The sequence below is a fragment of the Pseudorhodobacter wandonensis genome (assembly GCF_001202035.1).
GTDB classification, from domain to species: Bacteria; Pseudomonadota; Alphaproteobacteria; order Rhodobacterales; family Rhodobacteraceae; genus Pseudorhodobacter; species Pseudorhodobacter wandonensis.
The window spans coordinates 24,329-47,116 of the sequence record NZ_LGHT01000044.1 but is presented as its reverse complement, the minus strand read 5'-3'; the positions used below and the strand labels follow the sequence as shown (position 1 = coordinate 47,116).

Sequence of the window (22,788 nt, the reverse complement as noted above, 5' to 3'; positions counted from 1 at the left end):
CGGCTTTGAGAGCAAATTTCATAGAATTGTTGTTTCGCAACATACTCTTTGGGTAAAGCGCCATCGTCGAAAACGCACGTTTCTATTTCCCGTTTTGCGCGAATGATGTATAAGAAACACAACCGACGCGCTCAGGAGCTGTTTTTGAGTTATCCCTATGTAATCTGGACGATGCGCCGTACTGGCGGCACGACGCTTGCGTCATTGCTGAGCACGCTTTCCGAACACACAGGCATTCAGCACGAGCCTTTCAACACCGAGCGCATCTACGGCCACATTTCCGGTGCATTTGCGCAGACCGGCGATATCGCGCAACTGCGGGCGGACCTGCATGCAAGCCTGGGGAAAACGCCTTTGGTCAAGCATTGCCATGAGTTGATGTCACCAGCCTTTAACGAGGTTTTGTTGGAGGTGAGTACTGCGCTGGGGTATCGGCATATTATTCTGGACCGGCACAGCGAAGCAGACCGTATCATATCGCTAGAGCTCGCCTATCTTACGGGTGCTTGGGGCAGTGATGCCGCACAAAAAATCTATCCGGCGATCGAGGCTGGTGAGATTGTCTTGGACCCGTTGAATATTCAGCGCGCTGTGCAACACACGCGCCAGTGCATGACCCGCCGGCAAGAGTTGGCAAAGATGATGGACGCGGCAGGCCTTTCGCCTTTTGTTGTCTATTTTGAAGACGTCTATAGTGACCCCAAGGCAGGCCGCTTGCTGATCAAGCGTTTGTTGGCGTTTCTGGAAATCCAGATCAACGATCCGGTCGCCTATGATAAGCTTGTCGATGATGCACTGCTAAGGCGCGGCCAGAAATCGGCGCGAATTTTGCAGGCCGTCCCCAATGCAGCTGTGGCGAAGCAAGAGCTGGAAGCAATGCTGCGTACACAGGCACCTGTCTTTCGGGCAAGTTGAATTTATCCCAGTCGCTTTTGCCGGTGGGCAAGGATAACGCGAACCGGTTAGGGGCGAAGCCGCAGCCATGGCACCAGTCATGCGGCAATGGTTGTTTTGTGCTTGGGCGTTGAGTTAGGGTCGGCTAGCCTGCCGCAAAGCAATCGCGCAAAATACCTTGGATTGGTGCTGCAAATGACCCCCAAAGCGGCAAGTTTGACAGATATGTTCGAGCTGTTCGACCATCCATTGCGCATGGCTGATTGCAGCAAACATCCTGCAGAAACAAACGGCGCAATCGTTACAGAGCTGGCTTTTGCGACTGCCCAGCAAGAATTGATACGGGGGGTCTTTTGCCAACCCGAAAATCGTACAAAGCCATTGCCAGCGGTTCTGGTAATTCACGCACATGGCGCGCGCTTTGACATTGGCGCGGATGAATTGATGCATGGTCGTCCGGCGTTGCACCGCCCCTTGGGGCCAGATCTGGCCAGCCTCGGGATTGCCTCACTTTGTCTCGATATGCCCTGCTTTGGCGGTCGCCGCGATCAAATCGAAAGCGTGGCGGCAAAGGCCCGCCTTTGGGAGGGGCGAAGCCTTGCCGGTCAGATGATGGGCGAATGCAAGTCTGCGTTGGATTGGCTAAGCCAGCACCCGGATGTTTTGCCAAAGCAGATCGGGGTTTTCGGAATCTCTATGGGGGCGACGCTTGGGTATTGGCTGGCCGCGATGGACACCAGGGTTTCCGCTGTAGCACATGAATGTTGCCTGAGCGATTTTCGGGCGCTGATTGAAACGGGGGCGCATGATTTACACGGGATATACCTAACTATTCCCGGCCTGCTGGCCCGCATTTCGAATGGTGCACTTGCGGGTATGGTTGCCCCGCGACCGCAGTTCATCGGTTTGGGTGATCTGGACCCGCTTACGCCACCGTATGCTACCGACATTGCGCTAACCCAACTTCGCGACGCCTATGACGTTGCCGGCGGCACGTTGGTCGTGCACCGAGAGTCAGGCGCCGGGCATCAAGAAACCGCGGCAATGCGCAACGCGTTGCTGAAGTTCTTTGCCGATACTCTGGTCGGGTCAGGACACGATTAACCGCCTTCAGCCTGTTTTGACCCTTTGACCTTGTGCATCAAAAACATGCAGCGCGGCAGGGTCAAAGGCAAAGCGGATCTGGCTGCGAAGCGCAAGATCGGGTTGACCGGGCAGCACCGCAAGCAATCGGACGCCACCTTCCAGTTCGGCATGAACCACACTTTCAGCGCCAAGTGCTTCGACCAAAGTGACCTTGGCTGTGAGGGGGCCGTTTTCATCAAGGCGCAGATGCTGGGGCCGCAAGCCAAACGTAACCGGACCAGCCAGATCAAGATGCGGCAACTCAAGCTTTGTGCCGCCCTCAAGCAGGAAGCTGCCTTTTGTTTCGGGGGTAGCGGGCCATAGGTTCATACCCGGTGCGCCGATGAAGCCGGCAACAAAAAGGTTATTCGGCACGTTGTAAAGGTTAAGCGGCGTATCAACCTGCTCAACCCGACCTGCGCGCAATACGACGATCCGGTCGGCCATGGTCATAGCCTCTACTTGATCATGGGTAACATGGATCATCGTCGCCCCAAGGCGGCTGTGCAGGGCGGTCAATTCTGCGCGCATGGATACGCGCAATTCAGCGTCGAGGTTTGACAACGGCTCATCCAGCAAGAATGCCGTGGGCCTGCGCACAATGGCCCGCCCGATCGCAACACGCTGGCGTTGCCCGCCCGACAACTGGCCCGGCCGCCGATCCAGCAGGGGTTCTATCTCTAACAATCGGGCGGCATCGGCAATGCGCTCGGCAATTTCGGCCTTGGGCATTCGGGTGTTTTGCAGGCCAAAAGCCATATTCTGCCAAACGGTCATATGCGGATAAAGCGCATAGCTTTGGAACACCATTGCAAGGCCACGGTCGGCAGCGCTGCGCCGTGTCACATCTTGTCCGTCAATCTCGATCGTACCGCCTGTCGGCCGATCAAGGCCTGAAATCATGCGCAACAAAGTGGATTTGCCACAGCCCGACGGGCCGACAAACACCACCAACTCTCCCTCGTTTATCGACAGGTCAATGCCTTTCAGAACCTCGACAGCCCCATATGCCTTGCGAATATTATGTAATGCGATGCGACCCATGCCAGACCCCTATTTCAGTCCCGATCCGGCAATGCCGGCAGTTATGAAGCGTTGTAGAAAAATGAACACCAACACGACCGGAACCATTGTCATAACAGTCATCGCCAACAGATAGTGCCATTGTACATTCAATTCGCCCGCATAGGCATTCAGTCCTACTTGCAGGGTATATACCTCTTGCCGCGACAAAACGATCAACGGCCAGAGAAAGTCGTTCCAGCGCCAAACCACCGAGAAAATGGCCAGCACGGCCAGCGCAGGCGCCGTAAGGGGCAGGACGATGCGCCAATAAATCTGCCACTCGCTTGCATGGTCCATGCGGGCGGCCTCTAGTAATTCGTAGGGGATAGTCAGCATGTACTGCCGCAGCAAAAACACACCTGTCGGCGTCGCGACCGTGGGCAAAATCACCCCCCAAAGCGAGTTTATCAACCCGACGCCCGAGATGATGGAATAGAGCGGCACCAGAATGACCGACAAGGGAATCATCAAAGTCGCAACAATCAGCACGATAACAAAACCACGCCCGCGAAACTCGTATTTCGACAAGGCAAAAGCCGCCATCGAGTTGGTGAGAAGCGTGATCAACGTGGCCATCGTGGTTACGAAAACCGAATTTTTGGTATAATTCAGGAAGTCGAACTTTAAGAAAGGGTCGGTATAGTTGGACCAGGAAAATCCAATGTCCCTTTCGGGGGTTCGGTTCGCGATGTTGATCTTTTGGATGGTGCCGGGATCGGCCGGATCGACCATTTGCGCGACTGTGCCAACGCGGCGTACCTCGGCCAAGGTGCGGGTGCCAGCGTCATCTGTCACCTTGTATAGCGGCAATGGGTTTTCATATCCTGCAACTATGACGCTGCGGGCCTCATATGGCATCAAAGTCGGCGGAAATTCTGACAGTTGCGCAGGCGACTTCAACGAGGACAGCACCAGCCAGAGCGCGGGCCCAAATACAATGAACAGCCCGGCCCCCAGCCAGACAAAGGTTACGATATCCGTCCAATCCCAATTGGAACCGGCTCGCCGACGTGACAGGAAGGCCCAAGCACGGGTCATTTCTGTTTACCCTTCTTTTCATTGCGGTTGCTAAGGCCAAGCTGCACCAAAGTAAGCACAATCAGCACGCCTCCCATAAGGATAGAGGCGGCAGATGCCAGTCCGGGGTTCTTCAACAGCGAGGCAAAACCGACTTCATAGATATATTGGGTCAGATACAGCGTTGCTGTGCCAGGCCCGCCCCCTGTCAGCACATAGGCCTCATCAAAAACCTGAACTGCGCGGATCAAGGACAGCACAATCACAACAAGCAGGTTTGGCATTAGTAGCGGCAAGGTAATGCGCCAGAACACGCGGCCGGGCGGGGTGCCATCCATCTCGGCGGCTTCATAAAGGTCGCGCGGGATAGCCTGCAAACCGGCCAGCAAGATCAGTGCATAAAACCCGAGATGCGCCCAAATTGTGATGCCAATGGTCGCGGCAAAGGCCCATCCCCGTTCCAGCAGCCAATTCACCGGATCAAGCCCAACACCAACAAGGGCCGCATTCAGCGCGCCATTGCGATCCAAGATCCAACGCCAGATCAGACCTACGACAACAGGCGACAGCAAAACCGGAAAAAAGAACATTGCGCGCCAAAAGCTGCGCCCCATGATCTCACGGTTCAAAATCAGCGCGGTGGCAGTGGCAATAGAGATAAGCAATCCAACCTGTACCACGACGAAAACAGCGGTGTTTTTCACCGCGGTCCAGAACTGATCTTCCTGGCAGGTCAGTGTATTGGTGTAATCGTCGCAGCGCAGTAGCCGCTCATATTGGCCCAAGCCGACAAAGTCGCGATCGCTTAAAAACAAGGCGCTGCCCGAGGTCGTGGAATAGACGATGTTAATAATCAGTGGAAACAGCACAAACACACCGAAAATCGCCATGTTCGGCAAAAGAAAAAACGCGATCATGCCGCCTTTTCCAGTCAAACGCTGCCAAAGGCGCAGTGGTGCCTCGGCCAATCCGGCGATCCAGCCGAGGGGGGCCGCAATCACGGCCCCCAGTATGCTTGCCAAGGGTTTCATGCCCTATTTCGCCGCCGCAACCTGTTCAGCGATGTCGCTGTCGATTTTGGTATAGGCATCATCCAGCGTCAGTTCGCCTGCCATAACCTGGCTGATCCGGTTGACCAGCGCCCCGTAATACGCCGAGGCCCACTTCCACGACGGCAGCGCTGCGGCGGCGGGTGCTACCTCGGTCGCGGCCGAAACGAACTTATCCAAGGCGGCGCCTACGTTCGGATCTTTTGTATCCCATTTCAGACCGCCCTTTGTCACAACGCCAGCATGCGCCGGCAGAAACAGGGTCCGCTCGGAAAACTCTTTCACGATTTCTTCGCTTCCCAGAAACTCCATGACTTTGGCAACATCTTCGGGGTTTTTGGTGTATTTGACAGCGACCAAGGCGGCCCCACCGGCAAGGCCGGAACAAGCCACTGTTCCACAGGGTGAACCAATAGCGACCCAGTCAAAACCCGTGCCGATTTTGCTGGAAAGGTTCGCAATTTGCCAGGAACCGGAATAATAGAACGGGATTGCCGCGTTAATGAAATCATCGGCTGCGGCGCGATAGGTCGAACCCGACGCCGCGACCCATGTATCCTTTAGCATTTTGCCATCGGCAACCCAGCCGACCAGTTTTTCGGCAAAGGCTTTGCTTCCGGCATCCATCGGCGCTGGCATACCATCGGCTGCAATATAGTTGGCACCATAAGAAGCATTCGGCCCCGATATCCGGTGACCGGACCGGTCAATCGCAAAGGCCGCAGCTGTACCTTGAGATTTTGCCACTTCGGCAGAGGCATTGACCCAATCATCCCATGTTGCACCAGCGCCCGGCATCGCGACGCCGGCCTGTTCAAACAGGGTCTTGTTGGCAAAGCCGCCCGTCAGGGTCAACTGGGTCATGAAACCCGTGATGGCATCGCTGCCGTCTTCGCGCATCCAATCGGCATAGGCGCCAAAGTTGGTGCGCCAATAGTCTGGATCAGAAAGATATGGTGTCAAATTCAGCCAATGCGGCGCAAGCGTTTTGATGTTGGTGACGCGTGCGATGTCGGGGCCGCTGCCTGCCTCAAGCTGGATCTGCAACTGTTCCTGCACGACCTTATAGGCAACTTCGTCAAGGATAACGTTAATATCGGGGTTCTGCGCGTGGAACCGCGCGAGCAAGTCTTTCATGACCTCGCCTTCGACACCATCCGAATACCACATCATGCGGACATCGCCTGCCATCGCCGTGCTGGCCAACAGGCTTAGCCCAAGTGTAAATGCTGTAACTGTCTTTTTCATTTTGGTCTCCTCCCTAGAGTCTTTTATGAATCCCCGGGGCATTTTGCCCCGCGTCCTTTAACAGGTTGTGTTCCGGTACCCCTCTACCGTCCAATCTTGCGGGTTCAGCACCCGTTCTTCTGCTTCGACCCGCCCGTCAGCGTGGAAAACGACCTCGCCGTACTCGGGGTCCTCAATCGTAAGCGTATCATGGATGCCTTGCATGCCAACCACTGAAAGCGTCGCAAAGCGCGTGGCAAAATCGGCCAAGTCATCGGTTTGACCCATGCGCAAAATCCACCAGTTCTGACGTCCGGCAAGCCGCAATTCGCAGCCTGCGGTTGGGCCTTCTGCCAATGGAGAAAGTGGTCCAGAGGCGCAAATCGCCATTGCCCCCCGGCCTGAACGTGCGGCAGCTGTGGTTTGGCCGACAATCACCTCATCAAATGCTGCCGTTGGAAACCACGCATGCGTAAAGTCGGGCTGTTCAGCTTGTCCATCGAATAGCAAGACTGCCAAGCCGCGGTATTGTTGGCAGCGCGGGACCGAGGCAGACCCGCCCCAATATGACGGGCGGCCATAGCCAGAGTGAATTACCTCACCCGGATGATTGATCCAGATCTGCGCATCAGGATTGGTGCCGATGCGACCATGAACAAGCGTTTCCTGATAGCCCCATTCAAACCAGCGATATGCTGCAATCGACCCCATTGCCCAATCCGGTGATTTGGCGTGGTACATTTTCGCAAAATGCCCCTGGCCTTGGGCAAAGGTCCATTCTTGTTCTCCGGCTTGCAGACTGGCGATTTTGGCAAGCGCGGGGTCAAGCGACAATCCATGATCGCGCAGCGCAAGTGCAAGCCCCGGCACACAATGGAAGCGTGCGCCAAACTGGCCCATTCCCCAAAGCATGCGGGTAATAGCAGACAGTTCAAGCGTGCGTCCGGCCCGCAAGGTGTGTTCATAGCTACGACCTTGGGCAGCGGTTATCACCCCGTGATGCGATGAATTGGCAACCATCAGGATCAGCCGCGCTATTGCACGTTCGGCCCGCGCGCGGATATCGGCATCCGGGGCCAAAGCGAACAAAGCAGTCAGGCCTTTCAGGTCAATCGGGAAATAAGGGGCCGAGTTGAATTCGGCCATTTCCCATTGCTCGAAATGGGTTAGCCAAGCCAGCACCCGCGCCCGCCCTGTAGCAGATTGTTCGGCACCACTGCGGCCCGAACGGCGGAAAGTTGCATCTGGCAGCATATGGCCCGCCAGATAGGCCGCGGTATGAAATAGCAGCGCGTGGTTTTCGCTGAAATACCACTGCACGTCATTGCCCGGCTCGTCCATCCAATAACGATAGCCAAGAACGGCCGCATCAATCCGCGCACGCAGCCTTTCCGACATCAGATCGCCATAGAGCATTCTGCCCCATAACAACGGAACCAGCGCGAAATCAGCGCAATCCCAGCAATCTTCAATCGCTGGAAGGGTCGCATCAATCATCGCCTCGGTTTTGTCACCGCCAAGCCCTTGGGCCAATCGCGCCAAGGCTGCCACAGTGTCGGGCTCTGCGCGATGGGCAACCCAATCCAACGCTTCTTCGATGCGGGTTGGCAAATCGGCAGCTGCGGTCCCTTGTGTGGTCAGGTCACAAACCTCGACGCCAAAAGTGCGCGTTGCACAAAAGCCTTGGGCCGTCAGTGTTGGAATGAAATGGCGGAAATCCCCCGGCAGGTTTTCAGCAAGATCAACAACCAATCGCGCTGCACCTGCGGGTAAATGCCGTGCGCGGGCCTCGGGGTGATGCGACATGAAATCGCCTTCAACCCGAATGGCCACATCAACATCAACCGGAATCGGGGCGGGCAACACCAGCGCCACTTCGCCGCCGGTATAGGCGGGCGCATCGAAATGCATGGTTGCAAGTGCACGCTCCATCGCGCGGGCCAGATCGGTATCGCATTCGGTCGGAATGCCTGCCTCGGCCTCGGGGCCGGACATCCAGTCTAATTGGATAAAATAGCGCGCATCACGTTCGGCCAAATCATCAAAAAAGATATGAACCGCGTTTTCCCCTGCCTGTAACAGCACATCAAACTCGGCAGAGCTTTCTGCATTGCGTTTGTAGGGGGCCATCCAGCCCAGTTCGACGCCGTTCACCAGAATGACAGCCCCGCCGCAGGTGCGCAGCCGCAATCGCGCAAGACCTGCCTCTTTGGTGCGAATAACAGTTTCAGCCCAAGTGGCCACATGGGTCGGGCGGAACCAGAAACCTGACAAATCCAAACGCGGCGAGCCAAAGGGCAACCAGTTGCGCGTCGAGGTAAACGCCCCCGACACTTCGGGGCGCTTTCCACGTCTTTCCGCAGCAAACTGCGTCCGGCACGGATACTCATGCGGGATAAAGTTCTTATCCTTTGTCAGAAAAAAGAACGGGTCCATCTCGCCCTGCATCGGCAGATCGGGAAGATCATAACGGCTGTCAGTTGTGGCCCCGATGCGCCAATAGCCAATCGGGGTTCCTTTGGTCAGGGGATGGGAAAGATAGCCGTGCATATGAAATGCTTACCTTAAGGTTGAGACTGGGACGGGGTTGAAATCGGTATAGGCTTGGTTTTCGCCGGTCATGCCCCAAACAAAGGCATATGGCCCGGTTCCTGCGCCCATATGGATCGACCACGCCGGAGACAGAACGATGTCGCCATTCGCAATCACCAGATGCCGCGTCTGGTCAGGTTTACCCATGAAATGCATGACGCGATCTTCGGCGCCCATGTCAAAATAGCAATAGGCCTCCATCCGGCGTTCGTGCAGATGCGGCGGCATGGTGTTCCACACACTGCCCGGCGCAGGATCGGTGATACCCATCAACAGCAAGCAGGATGGAGAAACCTCGGGGTGGATATACATAGCAAGGCTGCGCATGTTTGATTTGCCTGCCTCACCCAGCACGATCCGCTTTGCCTGCGCCGATGTAATCAACCGATGGGGATGATCTGCACCAGCCGGCACAGAGTTAAGGTAGAACCATGCGGGATGTGCTGGGTCGTCACTTTCCATCACCAGTTTTTGCGCGCCGCGACCGATATAAAGAATGTCACGATTGGCAAGGTCAAAGCGTTGGCCATCTATGGTCACGCGGCCGGCACCGCCCAAATTGGCCAAGCCCATTTCGCGCGCCGAAAAGAAATACTCGGTGCCCAGTTCCGCGCCATCCCCAATCGTCAAGGCTGCGTCGGTAGGGCAGGCGCCGCCGACGATCATGCGGTCAATATGGGTGTAAGTCATGTGCAAGGAACCGGGGGTGAATGCTTGCTCGACCATGTAATCGCCGCGCAACCTGTCGGACGTAGAGGTCATCACATCTTGCGGGTTTCCGCCATAACGCACGTCCATCATGCCAACACCTCTTTTTCCCCAAATTGCCCTTCGGCCTCAACCAGGCTAAGAATTGCAAGCGCTTGTCCGTATCCGGTGGGCTGCAAGGGAATATCGCGGTAAAACTGCAGATCATGCCCCATGCGGGTACCGTAGGATACATTCTGCAAGGTGCCATGCGCATCGATATTGCGCATCACGGCCGCTATGCCGCGCCATCCAGCCTCGGCCCAAGCTGCATCGCCAATGCCTTGCCGTGCGGCCTTAAGCAAGCCATAGGCGAATCCCGCAGTCGCACTGATTTCTTCATAGCTGCTGGCATCATCCAGCAAGGTCCGCCACGCGCCAGAGGCGGCTTGTAGCGGAAGCAGCGCTTGCACTTGCGCCGTCAAAACCCCTTCCAGATAGAGCCGAACCGAGGCCGGAATATCTGCAAGTTCGAACAGGTCCAGAATACAGGCGGTTATCCAGGCATTGCCTCGGGCCCATCGGGCGCGGGCAAAATTATGCCGTCCTTTGAACGTCCAACCATGAAACCAAAGCCCGGTTTCGGGGTCGGACAAATAGCGTGCATGAACCAGAAATTGCCGTATTGCCTCGTCGACAAGCGCGCTGCGGCCAGATGCCTGCCCATAACTGGCCAAGAACAAACCCGCCATGAACAGGGTATCATCCCAAAGCTCGCCCTCGTTGATTTTGTCAGAGACATCATGCTGGAATCCGCCCTCAGAGGTACGTGCGGCGTCTCGCATCAGTCGGTTCGCCCAATCGTCCAACACCGGTTGCCAACGTGGATCACGTGTTTCCGCCCAAAGCACCGAAAGCGCAAGCATCGGCGCGGTAGTATTGATGTTCAGCGGCGGCAGTGCTTTGGCAAGTTGATCCGAATACCAGCCTTCCAGAACCGCCAGTAGCTTGGGGTCGCGGTGGCGCCGCCAAAGCTGCACCAGACCATACAGCCCGACGCCTTGCGGCCATTCCCAACAGGTAAAACTGATGTAATCGCTGGCCGTACCGTCAAGGTTCGGTTCGTCAAACTGCGCCTCGGGGCGAAGGTTGGTCATGCCTTGAACCAACAGATTCAGGCTATGACGAATATCAGCGCCGTCCAGATGCATCTGCCCCCCTCCCAAGGTCGCGACCAATGAGCAATACGATTGCTTGAGAAAATTATTTGTGCAATGTGTAAATTTTTTGCAGAAATCCCTACGGCAGAGGCTTGGAAATGACAGCGACACCCAAAGCAAAGAAGGCCAAAGCAAGCCGACGTGTCCGGCTTGCCGATCTTGCCGAGGCCTGCAATGTCTCTATTGCAACGGTATCGCGCGCCCTGTCAGGCGAGGCCGGGGTGCGCCCCGACCTGATAGAACGCATTCAGCGCGCGGCTCAGGATTTCAGCTATGCCTTGCCCTCTACGATGGCGGGTCAAAGTATTCTGGTTCTGGCCAGTGCGGCCGCGATGGAAGATTTTGCCCGCAGCCAGTTCACGCTAAACGTGATGCAGGGGATTGAAGATCACGCCAAGCTGCTTCGGGCGTCAGTGACCACGCAGGCGATCGCATCAACCGAACAAGAGCAAGAGGTTTTGGCCAAAGCTGCAGAAGACCCTAACATCGTCGGCGTGCTGTTTTTGACCCTTGATGATGAGCAAATCCTTGCCGCCGCACGCGGGTTTCCAAAGCCGGTGGTGTTGCTGAACGGTGATGATCCATCGATGCAGTTCAGTTCGGTCGCTCCTTCAAACCGTGCAGCCGGGGCGCTGGCCACGGACTATCTGATCGGCCTTGGCCATCAGCGCATCCTGTTCCTGATGCGGCGCGGACGCCGCACGATTGAGCGCCGGTTCGAAGGTTGGCGCGACCGCATGTTCCCGCGCGGCCGTGACTATGATCCGTCCTTGGTCATCGAGGTTAGCGACTGGCTGCCAAACCTTGCGGCCCAAGCCATTCATGAACGCATTGCGCGTCAAGGCTGTGATTTCACCGCAATTGTTTGCGCGGGGGATGTACTGGCCCAAGGGGCAATGCAGGCGTTGCAATCGCACGGCCTTTCCGTGCCCGACGATGTTTCGGTTTTGGGCATGGACGGCTTGCCGCAAGGCGCTTTCTTGCAGCCGCCACTTAGCGCCGTTGCGATGCCGATGCGCGAAATCGGCGCGGCGGCAGTTGATCTGATCCGAGATGTGCGCAGCGGCCCCGCAATGCCCGCCCGCCGGATAGAATTTGCGTGCCGGCTTGTTCAGCGCGGCTCTTGTGGGCCTGCACCTTCGATCCGGCTTTGATCAAATCTGCCAGTTTAGCGATCAGGTTTTTACTGGTGCAGATCGGGCTGCGGGATCTTGGCCGCGGTAGATCTTTAATAAATCGGCAACATGGTCCTTTACCGACCTCGGGGTCATAGCGCCGCGCCAATAGGATTCCATATCAATTTGCCCTGCCAAAAGGGCCTGTATGCGATTGGTAAAACCGCCAATATCACCGGGCGCAAAGACCATATCGGCGCAATTTCCCAATTCCGGGGCACCGCCCATCGCGGCGGTCAGCAAGGGAATTTTCCGCGCATGCATTTCTATTGCCACTTGCGGCAGGTTGTCGTGCCAGAGTACGGGTATTAAACCCACATCTACAGGCGCCAATACAGTTTCCAATTCTGCATGGGTATAACCGTCGTGATAAATCACACCTGCCAAGTGATCCTTTAGACGGTAGACGCGCGCCATTGTCGTTTGATCGGCGGCGCGGGCCGCGATAACGATGCGGATGCGCGTGGCAATCGAAACCGGCAATGCCTCTAGCGCGTCAAGCAAGAAGTAAAAGCCCTTGTCGCGGCGCATATAGCCCAAATAGCCTAATGTGAGGATGCTTTTCTCAGGCGTAAAGACTGTTGCTTTTGGTCCAGATGTACCGCTGGTCGTGTTTGCCGCAAGGGTTCCGATGTAGCTTGTGCGGGTTCGCTCTGGCGAGATTCCATAGCGATGCGCCAATACACGCACGGCATTTGAGACACACAGCACCTGGTCACAATGGCTGTTGATCAGGGCGGTCATATCACTGCGGCGCGTCGCAAAGGCCGCTGCCAGCTCTGCTGCAGCTTTTGAATTTGGGGCAGGCGTCAGGGCGTTGCGTTGCCGCATTTGCCTAAGCCAACGAAAGGCATGCGCGCCGCGCCGGCCAAACGCCCGAACGCCCCTGAACATGACATCATATGCCAGCGTGCCAGGCCGCATTCCCGCACATCGCATGCGATATGATATTCCATAGGAAAGGCGTACCGCCTGCGCATCGCGCTGATAGGGCAAACATGTCATGCACCGCGCACCGCCCTGAAAATCCTCGCAGGTCTGACTTTCATTTACCCACAAATTCACTTGTGAACAGATCGGATAATAGTTGTGCAGCGACAAAATAACCTTCGTCTGCGGATACCGGCTTTTTATTGTCAGCACCTCGGCGGGCAACCCTTCGAGGTTGTTGAAATGGATCACATCATAAGGGCCCGTCTGCGCGACAAAGTCGAAGAATGCCTCTCGGGTCGGCGGGTGCGATACCTGCGCCGGATCACCAAAGCTGCTATGCGCCGGCGCCAATATACCGGAGTTGACAATTTCATACCGGCGATGTCGGTTCCTTTCGGGCCCGTGGCGCACGGCTTCCCAGCGCGGTGCACAGAAAGGCAAGTCATAACTAAGGCCTGCCGATAGGAAAAAAGCCTCTATACCGCTCTGTGCCCCTAGCTCCTCAATGATATTGCGTTGGTAAACAGCAACGCCGCCGCCGCGCCCTTCGACATCCAGATAATCGACCCAGTTATAATACAGGATCCGCAAAGGTCGGTTCAAATTTCGGTCTCCAACCAACTTCCCAGACCGATTTGATTGAAATAGTAGCGGATTGGACGCGGGTCTTCGAACCGATCCTCGATCGCGTTGCTGCCCTGCTTGACCAACGCACTTTTCATTCTCCTATGGTGTTTGACCTCTAAAAAACCGCAGATCAATTCTTCGAAACCCGGTTTGAACAGATCGCAATATTCATAGGTGACTTTGGGGTTAGGAAGCCCCGCCAACCACAATGCAATCAAATGGTCGAAAGTTGCATATTCATGCCAGCGGTGGCTGATCTGGCGCGGAGTGGCAACGATCTTGCGCTGAATATGCGCGTCAGCCTTGGTCTGGGCCCATTTCTTGCTTTGAAAGGCTTTGATCAAGGATGATACCTGCGCCAGCCTATTCTCTCGCCAGACATAGATGATGGACAACTCAGGGTCGGCAGCCAGTTCTTGAAGAACTTTCAGATTGTGACCGATCATGAATTTAAAGCCGCCACTGAACGCGCCCCGCGCGGCGGCGTTTTCAAAAAAACGGTGCATATGGCCGACCGGATCCTTGTCTCGCCCCAGCACGGCGGCATGGCTGTCGTCTTCCTTGTCATCAATCACAGCGTAAGGATTGAAGTGCTCGCCTGCGCAGATCACATCGGGATGCGCGTTTAGCAGGCTCATCAAATAGGTTGTTCCGCTGCGCGGCAGTCCCAAAATCACAAAGCGTTTCATTGACAGAGGTTCCTATTCGCGCAGTTGGGTATTGGTAAAAGGGGTGGTGGCATTTTATGGATCAGCGGGCTTCTTGGCCTGCGGTGCGCGGGTCAACTTCGGTCGATGGTGGCCAAATGTGCGTGGATGGCCTTATCTACATCTTCGAAATAGGTCAGGTGCCCGTCTTCCAGCAAAATGGCCGCATCGCAAAAGCTGCGCACCTGCGCCATTTCATGGGTCACAAGAATGGCGCTTGATGTTTTCATGCGCTCTTGGAACAAGGCTTGGCTTTTGCGGCGAAATGCGGCGTCACCGACCGCTGTCACCTCGTCAACCAGATATGTATCGAATTGAATGCCGAATGACGCCCCGAATGTCAGGCGCGATTTCATCCCCGAGGAATAACTGCGCACCGGCATGGCAAAATGTTTCCCCAAATCAGCGAATTCTTCGACAAATGCGATCAGTTCATCACTGTCCACACCGTAAACCCTTGCAATAAAACGGATATTTTGCGCACCGGTAAGGTCGGGGTGGAACGACCCCCCAAACCCAACGGGCCAAGAGATTGTGCCATCCGACACCACCCGCCCTTTGTCGGGCCGCATCGTGCCCGCAATCAACTGCATCAGGGTTGTTTTTCCGGCGCCATTTAACCCCAGCAACGCCAACGACTTACCGGTTGGCAGTTCGATATTCAGTCCATCTATGACAATTTTCTGACGGCCCTGCACCCAATAGCTTTTGGTCAGATTTTCAAACCTTATCATCTGCAGACCTGTCAGCTTCGGTCGCGAATGGAATAGTAAATCAGCGTCATGCTTGCCCAGCCAAGCAATAGAAACAGCCCTGCCAGACCAAAGATCACCCAACGGCGCGGGTACTCGCTGGTTTGGGCCAAGGTGGGTGCAATATAGGTGGCCAGATACCGGCTTTGCCGCGAGGCATTTGCCCGCGCAATGTCAAGCGCTGCCCGCGCCGCGCGGTAACTTTCTTCGGCGAAATTGCTGTCTACGGTCAGACCTTCGTATTCGGCGATCAGCGCGGGATAATCACTGCCTTCGCCATTCGAGGATAGGTCTTTGCGCTCATTCGCAATGCGTTGGCGAATGACGCTGATCAGCCGTTCGGCCTGGCTTAGCCGCGGGTTGTTTTCGCTGGTGACGCCCGTCAGCAAATCCAGCTCAATCAATGATTGCGCCAATTGTTGCTGCAAATTGTTCATCACACCCATCCGCCCGCGAAGATCTGAGGCCGGATCGACGATCTGGTTTTTGGACCGAAAGGCCGTTAGCGCTTCGCGCGCCTGCTTTAGCTGAACAACCGCGTCATCAAGGTCTTGTCGCGCATAGCGCATCGCATCGGCACGCGATTGTTCATTCAGGGCGTTGATCATGTCCTGACTCAACCGCAAGATTTCAACGGCAATGTCGCGGGCTTTTTCAGGCGTAAAGGCCAGCACCCGCATTTCCATCAACCCGGTGCTGCGATCAAACGAGAGCTTTACGATCTGGCGCCAATATTCCTCTAGATCTTCTATGCTTGCATTTTCCTTCAGCGCGAAAACCGGATCAAGCGAACGATAACTGCTGTAATAATCGCGCAACCCAATGTTTTCATCGACCTTTTGCACAAGGGCTTGGCTAAGGATGAACTCGTGCAGAATATCCCCGTCCGACGATACCGAGCCACCGGTAATGCTTGCCAGACCGCCCATCAAAGCAGACGCGCCTGCCCCTTCCTCTTTGCGAACTGTAAACCCGGTAAGTGAGCTGTATTGATCTAGCGAAATCTCCCAAAGATAAAACGCAATTGCGGAAAGCGGCAGCAATACGATTGCCAGAAATGACATGACCAAACCATAGTGGCGACGTCGGAACCGCGCCGATTGCACCGCATTGCGCACAGGTGGCTTTGCCTGTGTGACGGGCGGCAGAACCGGTGCCGGGCGGTCAGTCACTTCGGCCTTCGGCGTCATTTTGTTCATGGCTTTTCCAAAAGACTATTTACAGTTGTATTTCAACATTTACATACTACCATAACGAATGCCAGTACTGGAATAGCCTGCAATGTTGCTTCGATCAGCCCAAATCAGCAAACCAGCGCAGGGCTGTACCCGTAGCTTTGCAACGTTCAGGGCCATTTCCGCCCTTATCCTGCGCGAAATGGCAACGCGATACGGGCGCTCGCCGGGGGGGTATGTTTGGGCATTGCTAGAACCCCTGGGTAGCATTATCGCGCTGGGCTTTGGCTTTTCGTTGCTTGTGCGTACCCCGCCGCTCGGCACTAGTTTTCTATTGTTTTTCGCAACGGGGTCTTTGCCCTTCGGGATGTATGGCAATATTGGATCGGCCGTAGGCCGCTGCATTAACTTTTCACGTGCATTGCTGTTTTACCCCGCCGTCACTTGGCTGGACGCTGTTCTGGCGCGCTTTATCCTTGGCCTTTTGACCGAGATTTTGGTGATGGCAATTATTCTTGCAGGTTTGGTCATAATGGCAGACAGCCGCACGCTTTTGGACATAGGGCCCATTGTGCTGTCTGTATCTTTGGCGGCGGTTTTGGGTTTGGGCGTGGGTCTAGTGAACTGTGTCCTGTTTGGACTTTTCGACATCTGGATGCAGATATGGGGCATCGTTATGCGGCCCCTCATGTTGATTTCGGGGGTGCTTTTTCTGTATGAAAGCATGCCAAGCAGCATACAGGGGATCTTGTGGTATAACCCGCTAATGCATGTCACAGGTTTGATGCGGCGCGGGTTTTACAGCAGCTACGAGGCCTCTTATGTCAGCATCAGCTATGTGTTGATGTTCTCAATGATCTGCATCTTTTTGGGCATCGTTCTGATGGGGCGGTTTCACCGTGATATCCTGAACCGTTGATCCGGTTAGCGCCATCGGGGTGCAGCCCATTTCAGCACGCGGTCATGCGCGACATCTGTGCGCTGCATTACCCCATCGCGAATGGCGCGGCCAATCAACAACAGATAGCGCGCCCGCTCACCAGAATAGAAACGTACCTTGAGCACCCATTTTACCACCATCAAAAGCAGTACCAACCAGAACCACCGCCCAGCTGCCAAGCGGTATACCATCAACAGATTGCGAAAATGGTAATAGGCCTTCCACAACGGACGAAACCGCTGGTCGCCCACTGATAATGTCGTGAAATCATGCTCGAACCGGATTGCGGGATCAAACAAAATCTGGCCACCTGCCTGCCGAAGACCCAACGAATAAAGTACATCATCGCCGTAAATGAAGAGCGATCCATCCGGATACCCCACCGTATTTATTGCCCTGCGCGAAATGAACAGCCCGACAAACGACCCGCTATCGACCGGCCTGTAATCTGTGCCCGCATAATCGGCAGCATTCAGATGAAATCCGTCGCGCCCCTGTCCCCGCAGCACGGCTGTCAGGGTCCGTAGCACCATACCCCGGTGCCAGAACGGGTTGAGCGTTGGCCGGTTCATGTCACAAATCCGCCCATCGGTATGATAAACTGCGGCAGCCCAGGCCATCGCTGCGTTGCGGTCAACGCTCTGGAATGTTTCAACCGCGCCGACAAGGGGGCGGGCATCATCATCCATGACCAAAATCCAGTCAGGGTCAAACTGCGCGACGGCAAAGCGCATCCCTTGTTCAAAGCCACCAGCGCCCCCGCTGTTAACCGAACAACGCAGCACAATAAGGCGCGGGTGATCTTGGGCGGCAAGCCAGTCGGCAGTGCCATCGGTAGAGGCGTTATCCACCACAATCACGCGGTCCAGACCTTCGGCCAATGCCGCCAGCAACCGTGGCACAGTCACTTGCAGCTGGGCCAGCCGGTTATAGGTCACGACAACCGCAACGAGTTTTTGTGAAACGGGCGGCGGTTGACGCACCATTTTCGACGTATCCCTATTCAAGTGCCATTTATGGCGGAAATCATAAGACACGGGCCAAGCCATATTACCAAGTCTGATGACAACGGTATGTCCTGCCTTGCTGCTTGTCCATTGCCTGCAATCGCACAAATCGCCAAAAGGTTGTGCCCATTCAGGTGCAATATGTTCCGTATTGCATTTGCCGCAACTTTTGCCATGCGCAAGGCTTTGTGACAGTTTGAAGTTGTGGCAAGCGGGTGGCCGGGCGAAAATGACACCGTTACAGATATAAGGTGAACTATTGTGACCGAGTTGAAACTGGTCAGCTGGAACATTCGCGCAGGCCTTGGCCGCGACTTTCGGCGGCGGCCACTGCGTACTGTTCAGGCAATCGCTGGCTTTGATGCCGATGTGGTTGTGTTGCAAGAGGCCGATTTTCGCATGCACCCGCGCCCCGCCGCGCTACCAAGCCACCAAGGCAAGATTGGCCCCTTTGAAGTCGTCGATCTAACCCCAACCGGCGTTGGTCTTGGTTGGCACGGTATTGCAGTGCTGAAACGTCCGGAAATCCACGTTGATGCTATTTATCGTTATGATTTGCCCGCGTTGGAGCCGCGCGGCGCTGTAATCGTAGACCTAACAATTGCGAATGAACCTGTTCGCATCGTCGGAGTTCATCTGGGCCTGTTGCGTCGCAACCGCCGCAAGCAGATTGCGTTTATCGCTGAACAGATGATGAAACTTGATCGCAGGCCGGTCATCATTGCAGGCGATTATAATGAATGGCGTGATCAGTTGGGTTTGGAAACGATGCCAAGCTGGTTGCATGTTCACAGCCCGGGCCCGACATTTCCCGCAGGCCGACCGTTTTTGCATTTGGACAGATTGGCATTTAGCAACGAATTTGCACTCTTGGAAAGCGGCGTGATTGCCGACCCGCGTGCAGCGATGGCATCGGACCATCGACCAGTTCGGGGCCAGTTTCGACTGGCGCAGAAATGTCATCCCAATGAACCTGATATGCGGGCACAGCAAGCCGCCGAAACGAAATTAACTGGCCACAAGAAAGAGAGATAAGATGTTGCTCTTTCTTACCTATCTGATTGCAACTGTCGTCACTGGTGCCAGTGCGGTTGTTTGTGCGCGTACTCTCTTTCCGTCGCCACCGGTCAGGGCGCGCGCAAACAGCACGGCCATGCCAGCACCCGCCGCCGGGCCCTTGGCCTATGCAGATAGTCAGGCGGCGTCGGGCCAAACGGGCGTCGCGACCCTGCTTGGTGGCGAAGACGCCTTTGCCGCAAGACTGGTCCTTGCCAATGCTGCCGTATCGTCGATTGATGCGCAGTACTATATCTGGCGCGGTGATCTGACGGGATATTTGCTGCTGGACGCATTGCAAAGTGCGGCAAATCGGGGCGTGCGGGTGCGCCTGTTGTTGGATGACAATGGCACAACAGGCCTTGACCCAGAGCTGGCAGCGCTGAATGCCCATCCCAATATTGAGGTTCGGCTCTATAATCCATTCAATCTGCGCCGCCTCAAACCCCTATCATATGCGTTTGATTTCTTTAGATTAAACCGCAGAATGCACAACAAATCCTTTACGGTTGACGGCCTTGCCACAATAATGGGTGGGCGCAACGTCGGGGACGAGTATTTTGGCGCCGACCAAAACGCAATTTTTGTTGATTGCGACGTTCTGGCGATGGGCGCGATTGTACCCGAGGTTGCGGCCGATTTTGACAAATACTGGGCAGCGCCGTCGGTGCATCCTGCAAGCTATATTCTTGCGCAGGGCCGGGGCATTGACCCTGTTTCTGCGGGCTTGGCATCCTATTCCGATGACCCGCGACTGTCGGATTATCGAAATCTGGCAATTCACTCCGACATCGCTAGCGCGCTCGTCAATGGTGATTTCGGCTTGGAATGGACAAATGCGGTACTGGTTAGCGACGACCCCATAAAAGGTGAAGGTGCGGTACCGCGCGAGGATTTGCTAGCCGTCCGGTTGATGAAAGCGGTGGGTAAAATTGAAAAGAAATTCGACGGCATTTCTCCCTATCTGGTGCCAGGGTCGGCGGGCGTAAAAGCTTTTTCCAGGCTAAGGGCGCAGGGGGTCAAGGTGCGCTTCTTAACCAATTCTCTCGAAGCGACAGACGTGCTGGCTGTCCACGCGGGATATACCAAGCGACGCATGCAGATGTTGCGCGCAGGTGTGGGCCTGTATGAACTTTATGCAAAGATTGGTACGCAAATCCCAAAAAACAAAATTGGTCCTTTTGGTTCCTCTGGTTCCAGCTTGCATGCCAAAACATTTGCCGTAGATGGCGAGCGCATCTTTATCGGGTCATTCAATTTTGATCCTCGTTCGACCACACTTAACACCGAGATGGGCCTGTTGATAAAAAGCAAAGCTATGGCGAGCGGGCTGCATGATGCTTTTGACAATGGTTTGGCCGGAATCGCGTGGCAGGTACAAAAACGCGGGCGCAAACCTGTATGGATTGATCCGGAAACCGGCGTCAGCACGCATAGCGAGCCTGGCACAGGTCTGGTCAAACGGATAGCGATTGCGCTTATCGGTCGTTTGCCTGTCGAATGGTTGCTTTGATCCGACGCCAGCTACCGCGCGGATGTTGCACGCGGCAAAACCCTGCTGCGCGGTTTGATTGCAAAGCGCGGATTTTACGTTGACCTGCTCTGGCAAACGGATCTGTCGGAAAAGGCGTCAAAAATCATTCAAGGCCCAGATCGCAAGGCAACTTGCAACGCCAACCACCACGTTCATCAATAGCCCAACCCGCAAGAAATCGCTGAACCGAAAATTGCCAGCGGCATAGACAAGCGTGTTGGTCTGATAGCCAATCGGTGTCGCAAATGACGCCGAGGCGGCAAGCATAATGGCATAGATAAGCGGCTGTGGCTGGATGTTCAGGCTTGCTGCCAAACTTATCGCCAGCGGCGTCAGGATGACCGCCACAGCATTGTTTGAAACGACCTCTGTCAAAAAAGAGGTGAGGGCATAAATTGCCAAAAGCAGCAGTATGGGGGGCGCATGGGAAAGCGCGGGTGCCAGCGACTCTACAAGTCCTTTGATCAACCCGGCATTTGCCAAACCTTGACCCACCGCAAGCATCGCGAAAATCAAGACAAGTATCGACCCGTCAATTGCCTGCCAGGCGTCTTCGGCTTCAATACAACGGGTCAGCAAAACGATCCCCACGCCAACAAGTGCAAGCGCCGCAATCGGCGCAATGTCAAAGATCGACAAGGTAATCACGCCCAACAAGCAGGCAATGGCGATGGGTGCGCGCCGACGCCGAAAGGGCCGGGCAACCGGTTCGGATGCGGCAATCAAACCGGTGGATGAAATGACCGCAGCCACCGATGCGGCTTGCCCCTCTAGCAATAGCCGGTCGGCGGGCCGCAACCGGACTTCGGCAAGCTCAGACCCCGCGCTGTGGCGGTGCCGGGAAACCCCAAGCAGTCGAACGCCAAATCGGCCAGGCCATTCAAGGTTGCGCACGATCCGCCCCGCGCCCGACCGTTCAGGCGTAACCATCGCCTCAACTTGAATGAGGTTGCTTTCGCCTTCGTCATCCTGGCGCGGCTTTAAGTTGCTGTTCAGGCCAACAAGATACTCTTTATCTTCTTCGAGCGTCAAAATCTCAGACCGTGACGCGTTCAGCACTATTCTATCGCCGGGCAAGATCTTGGCCTCGGGTTCGGGGCGCAGGCGTTCAGACCCACGCAGCACTGCCACAAGATGTGAAAACTGAAGCCCTTTCAGATCCTCGAGCAGAACCGGTTTCGCGTCCTCATCCTTTTCTTCATCTTCTGCTCGCATCCAGCGCACTTCGGTCAGAAAATTGAGATCATCATTTTCCAACGCAGCACTTGACGTTTCGCGGTCAGGCAGCAAACGCGGTCCAAACACCAGCAAGGTCACCCCTCCGGCAAGACAGGCCGCAATCCCGTATGGCAGGATCTCTAACATTCCCATTGCGGGCAATCCTTGCTTGCGGGCCACGCCGTCGATCAGCAAATTGGTTGAGGTTCCAACCAATGTGAGGGTGCCCCCAAGAATTGCAGCATATGACAATGGGATGAGCAGTTTTGACGAGGGTGCCTCAAGGGCCTGCGCGATGCGTATGACCACCGGAATCATCACGATAACCAGCGGCGTGTTATTCATCAGGCTAGAGCCGATGCAGATAACAACCAACATCCCTATGATTGCCAACCAGCCGCGCTTGACGGCCAGATCGACAAAAAAGCCTGATATGGACTCAACAACCCCAGTGCGAACTAGCGCACCCGAAAGAATGAACATCGCTGCAATGGTGATCGGCGCGGGGTTTGAAAAGACCTCTAGGGCCTCATCGGTCGAAATGTAGCCCATTGCCAAGAACGCGATGGCCCCGGACGCAGCAACTGCCGAAGGGGGCAAGCGTTCGAGCATAAAACCCGCAAATATTGCAACCAAAATTGCGAGAGAGATTGCAGTTTGGCTCTCGGCAAAAAACGCACTGACAAAATCCATTAGCTGTCCACCATTCTACTGCCATATTTCGAAAGCCGGTCAAAAGTATCAACGATTTGATTTGTATCGTATTCTACCAATATAGGCGCAGGGCG

The 22,788-nt window shown here is 55.4% G+C and carries 19 protein-coding genes; 6 read left to right on the top strand and 13 right to left on the bottom strand.

Annotated elements, in window-relative coordinates; translation table 11 throughout:
• Positions 1 to 144: 144 nt before the first annotated feature.
• Positions 145 to 915, top strand: coding sequence for a hypothetical protein (locus AKU79_RS15260; RefSeq protein WP_156209812.1), 771 nt, complete (start codon positions 145 to 147; stop codon positions 913 to 915).
• Between the two features lie 174 nt (positions 916 to 1,089).
• On the top strand, positions 1,090 to 1,998 hold the full coding sequence (locus AKU79_RS15255; RefSeq protein ID WP_231580220.1) for an alpha/beta hydrolase family protein: 909 nt from the start codon (positions 1,090 to 1,092) through the stop codon (positions 1,996 to 1,998).
• 6 nt (positions 1,999 to 2,004) lie between these two features.
• Here AKU79_RS15255 and AKU79_RS15250 read toward each other — a convergent pair whose 3' ends face one another.
• The 7 genes from AKU79_RS15250 to bglB are packed head-to-tail and all read right to left on the bottom strand — an operon-like array spanning position 2,005 to position 10,867.
• A complete protein-coding gene (locus AKU79_RS15250) occupies positions 2,005 to 3,063 on the bottom strand; it encodes an ABC transporter ATP-binding protein (protein ID WP_050524444.1) in 1,059 nt (352 codons plus the stop codon).
• 9 nt (positions 3,064 to 3,072) lie between these two features.
• A complete protein-coding gene (locus AKU79_RS15245) occupies positions 3,073 to 4,122 on the bottom strand; it encodes a carbohydrate ABC transporter permease (protein ID WP_050524443.1) in 1,050 nt (349 codons plus the stop codon).
• Complete coding sequence (locus AKU79_RS15240) at positions 4,119 to 5,132, bottom strand: carbohydrate ABC transporter permease (RefSeq protein ID WP_050524442.1); 1,014 nt, start codon at positions 5,130 to 5,132, stop codon at positions 4,119 to 4,121. The genes AKU79_RS15245 and AKU79_RS15240 overlap by 4 nt, the downstream gene beginning before the upstream one ends.
• Before the next feature lie 3 nt (positions 5,133 to 5,135).
• Positions 5,136 to 6,398 (bottom strand): ABC transporter substrate-binding protein, encoded by a 1,263-nt coding sequence (locus tag AKU79_RS15235; protein ID WP_082224071.1) that lies wholly within the window; start codon positions 6,396 to 6,398, stop codon positions 5,136 to 5,138.
• 57 nt (positions 6,399 to 6,455) lie between these two features.
• Positions 6,456 to 8,927, bottom strand: coding sequence for a hypothetical protein (locus AKU79_RS15230; protein WP_050524440.1), 2,472 nt, complete (start codon positions 8,925 to 8,927; stop codon positions 6,456 to 6,458).
• 9 nt (positions 8,928 to 8,936) lie between these two features.
• Positions 8,937 to 9,770 carry a 5-dehydro-4-deoxy-D-glucuronate isomerase gene (kduI, locus tag AKU79_RS15225; RefSeq protein WP_050524439.1) on the bottom strand — a complete coding sequence of 278 codons (834 nt, stop codon included), beginning with the start codon at positions 9,768 to 9,770 and terminating at the stop codon, positions 8,937 to 8,939.
• Positions 9,767 to 10,867 (bottom strand): beta-galactosidase BglB, encoded by a 1,101-nt coding sequence (gene bglB, locus AKU79_RS15220; RefSeq protein WP_050524832.1) that lies wholly within the window; start codon positions 10,865 to 10,867, stop codon positions 9,767 to 9,769. The genes kduI and bglB overlap by 4 nt, the downstream gene beginning before the upstream one ends.
• A gap of 107 nt (positions 10,868 to 10,974) precedes the next feature.
• Here bglB and AKU79_RS15215 point away from each other — a divergent pair, with 107 nt between their 5' ends.
• A complete protein-coding gene (locus AKU79_RS15215) occupies positions 10,975 to 12,030 on the top strand; it encodes a LacI family DNA-binding transcriptional regulator (RefSeq protein ID WP_050524438.1) in 1,056 nt (351 codons plus the stop codon).
• 21 nt (positions 12,031 to 12,051) lie between these two features.
• On the opposite strand, the gene AKU79_RS15210 is transcribed toward AKU79_RS15215, so the two are convergent.
• The 4 genes from AKU79_RS15210 to AKU79_RS15195 all read right to left on the bottom strand — a co-directional run bounded on the left by AKU79_RS15210 (position 12,052) and on the right by AKU79_RS15195 (position 16,269).
• The gene (locus tag AKU79_RS15210; RefSeq protein ID WP_156209810.1) at positions 12,052 to 13,587 is read right to left on the bottom strand and encodes a glycosyltransferase; all 1,536 of its coding nucleotides are present in this window, start codon (positions 13,585 to 13,587) and stop codon (positions 12,052 to 12,054) included.
• Entirely contained in the window at positions 13,584 to 14,300 is a 717-nt protein-coding gene (locus tag AKU79_RS15205) for a sulfotransferase (protein WP_050524436.1), read from the bottom strand. The genes AKU79_RS15210 and AKU79_RS15205 overlap by 4 nt, the downstream gene beginning before the upstream one ends.
• A 92-nt stretch (positions 14,301 to 14,392) precedes the next feature.
• Positions 14,393 to 15,052, bottom strand: a complete 660-nt coding sequence (locus AKU79_RS15200) for an ABC transporter ATP-binding protein (RefSeq protein WP_050524435.1) — start codon at positions 15,050 to 15,052, stop codon at positions 14,393 to 14,395.
• 11 nt (positions 15,053 to 15,063) lie between these two features.
• Positions 15,064 to 16,269, bottom strand: coding sequence for a sugar transporter (locus AKU79_RS15195; RefSeq protein WP_156209808.1), 1,206 nt, complete (start codon positions 16,267 to 16,269; stop codon positions 15,064 to 15,066).
• 82 nt (positions 16,270 to 16,351) lie between these two features.
• Between AKU79_RS15195 and AKU79_RS15190 the strand changes: the two genes are divergently transcribed.
• On the top strand, positions 16,352 to 17,164 hold the full coding sequence (locus AKU79_RS15190; protein ID WP_050524434.1) for an ABC transporter permease: 813 nt from the start codon (positions 16,352 to 16,354) through the stop codon (positions 17,162 to 17,164).
• A 5-nt stretch (positions 17,165 to 17,169) separates the two neighbouring features.
• Here AKU79_RS15190 and AKU79_RS15185 read toward each other — a convergent pair whose 3' ends face one another.
• Positions 17,170 to 18,171: a glycosyltransferase gene (locus tag AKU79_RS15185; RefSeq protein WP_050524830.1), complete on the bottom strand. Its 1,002-nt coding sequence runs from the start codon at positions 18,169 to 18,171 to the stop codon at positions 17,170 to 17,172.
• A 282-nt stretch (positions 18,172 to 18,453) separates the two neighbouring features.
• Here AKU79_RS15185 and AKU79_RS15180 point away from each other — a divergent pair, with 282 nt between their 5' ends.
• Both AKU79_RS15180 and AKU79_RS15175 read left to right on the top strand, forming a co-directional pair.
• Complete coding sequence (locus AKU79_RS15180; protein ID WP_050524433.1) at positions 18,454 to 19,227, top strand: endonuclease/exonuclease/phosphatase family protein; 774 nt, start codon at positions 18,454 to 18,456, stop codon at positions 19,225 to 19,227.
• A gap of 1 nt (position 19,228) precedes the next feature.
• Complete coding sequence (locus tag AKU79_RS15175; protein ID WP_050524432.1) at positions 19,229 to 20,761, top strand: phospholipase D family protein; 1,533 nt, start codon at positions 19,229 to 19,231, stop codon at positions 20,759 to 20,761.
• A 117-nt stretch (positions 20,762 to 20,878) separates the two neighbouring features.
• On the opposite strand, the gene AKU79_RS15170 is transcribed toward AKU79_RS15175, so the two are convergent.
• Positions 20,879 to 22,693, bottom strand: coding sequence for an SLC13 family permease (locus tag AKU79_RS15170; RefSeq protein ID WP_050524431.1), 1,815 nt, complete (start codon positions 22,691 to 22,693; stop codon positions 20,879 to 20,881).
• Positions 22,694 to 22,788: the final 95 nt, after the last annotated feature.

What these genes read in the sequence shown, in the direction of transcription:
- AKU79_RS15215 (WP_050524438.1), top strand. Translation starts at nt 10,975, where the DNA reads ATGACAGCGACACCCAAAGCAAAGAAGGCCAAAGCAAGCCGACGTGTC.
- AKU79_RS15230 (WP_050524440.1), bottom strand. Translation starts at nt 8,927, where the DNA reads ATGCACGGCTATCTTTCCCATCCCCTGACCAAAGGAACCCCGATTGGC.
- AKU79_RS15205 (WP_050524436.1), bottom strand. Translation starts at nt 14,300, where the DNA reads ATGAAACGCTTTGTGATTTTGGGACTGCCGCGCAGCGGAACAACCTAT.
- AKU79_RS15185 (WP_050524830.1), bottom strand. Translation starts at nt 18,171, where the DNA reads ATGGTGCGTCAACCGCCGCCCGTTTCACAAAAACTCGTTGCGGTTGTC.
- AKU79_RS15170 (WP_050524431.1), bottom strand. Translation starts at nt 22,693, where the DNA reads ATGGATTTTGTCAGTGCGTTTTTTGCCGAGAGCCAAACTGCAATCTCT.
- AKU79_RS15250 (WP_050524444.1), bottom strand. Translation starts at nt 3,063, where the DNA reads ATGGGTCGCATCGCATTACATAATATTCGCAAGGCATATGGGGCTGTC.
- AKU79_RS15175 (WP_050524432.1), top strand. Translation starts at nt 19,229, where the DNA reads ATGTTGCTCTTTCTTACCTATCTGATTGCAACTGTCGTCACTGGTGCC.
- AKU79_RS15245 (WP_050524443.1), bottom strand. Translation starts at nt 4,122, where the DNA reads ATGACCCGTGCTTGGGCCTTCCTGTCACGTCGGCGAGCCGGTTCCAAT.
- kduI (WP_050524439.1), bottom strand. Translation starts at nt 9,770, where the DNA reads ATGATGGACGTGCGTTATGGCGGAAACCCGCAAGATGTGATGACCTCT.
- AKU79_RS15235 (WP_082224071.1), bottom strand. Translation starts at nt 6,398, where the DNA reads ATGAAAAAGACAGTTACAGCATTTACACTTGGGCTAAGCCTGTTGGCC.
- bglB (WP_050524832.1), bottom strand. Translation starts at nt 10,867, where the DNA reads ATGCATCTGGACGGCGCTGATATTCGTCATAGCCTGAATCTGTTGGTT.
- AKU79_RS15200 (WP_050524435.1), bottom strand. Translation starts at nt 15,052, where the DNA reads ATGATAAGGTTTGAAAATCTGACCAAAAGCTATTGGGTGCAGGGCCGT.
- AKU79_RS15190 (WP_050524434.1), top strand. Translation starts at nt 16,352, where the DNA reads ATGTTGCTTCGATCAGCCCAAATCAGCAAACCAGCGCAGGGCTGTACC.
- AKU79_RS15255 (WP_231580220.1), top strand. Translation starts at nt 1,090, where the DNA reads ATGACCCCCAAAGCGGCAAGTTTGACAGATATGTTCGAGCTGTTCGAC.
- AKU79_RS15195 (WP_156209808.1), bottom strand. Translation starts at nt 16,269, where the DNA reads ATGAACAAAATGACGCCGAAGGCCGAAGTGACTGACCGCCCGGCACCG.
- AKU79_RS15240 (WP_050524442.1), bottom strand. Translation starts at nt 5,132, where the DNA reads ATGAAACCCTTGGCAAGCATACTGGGGGCCGTGATTGCGGCCCCCCTC.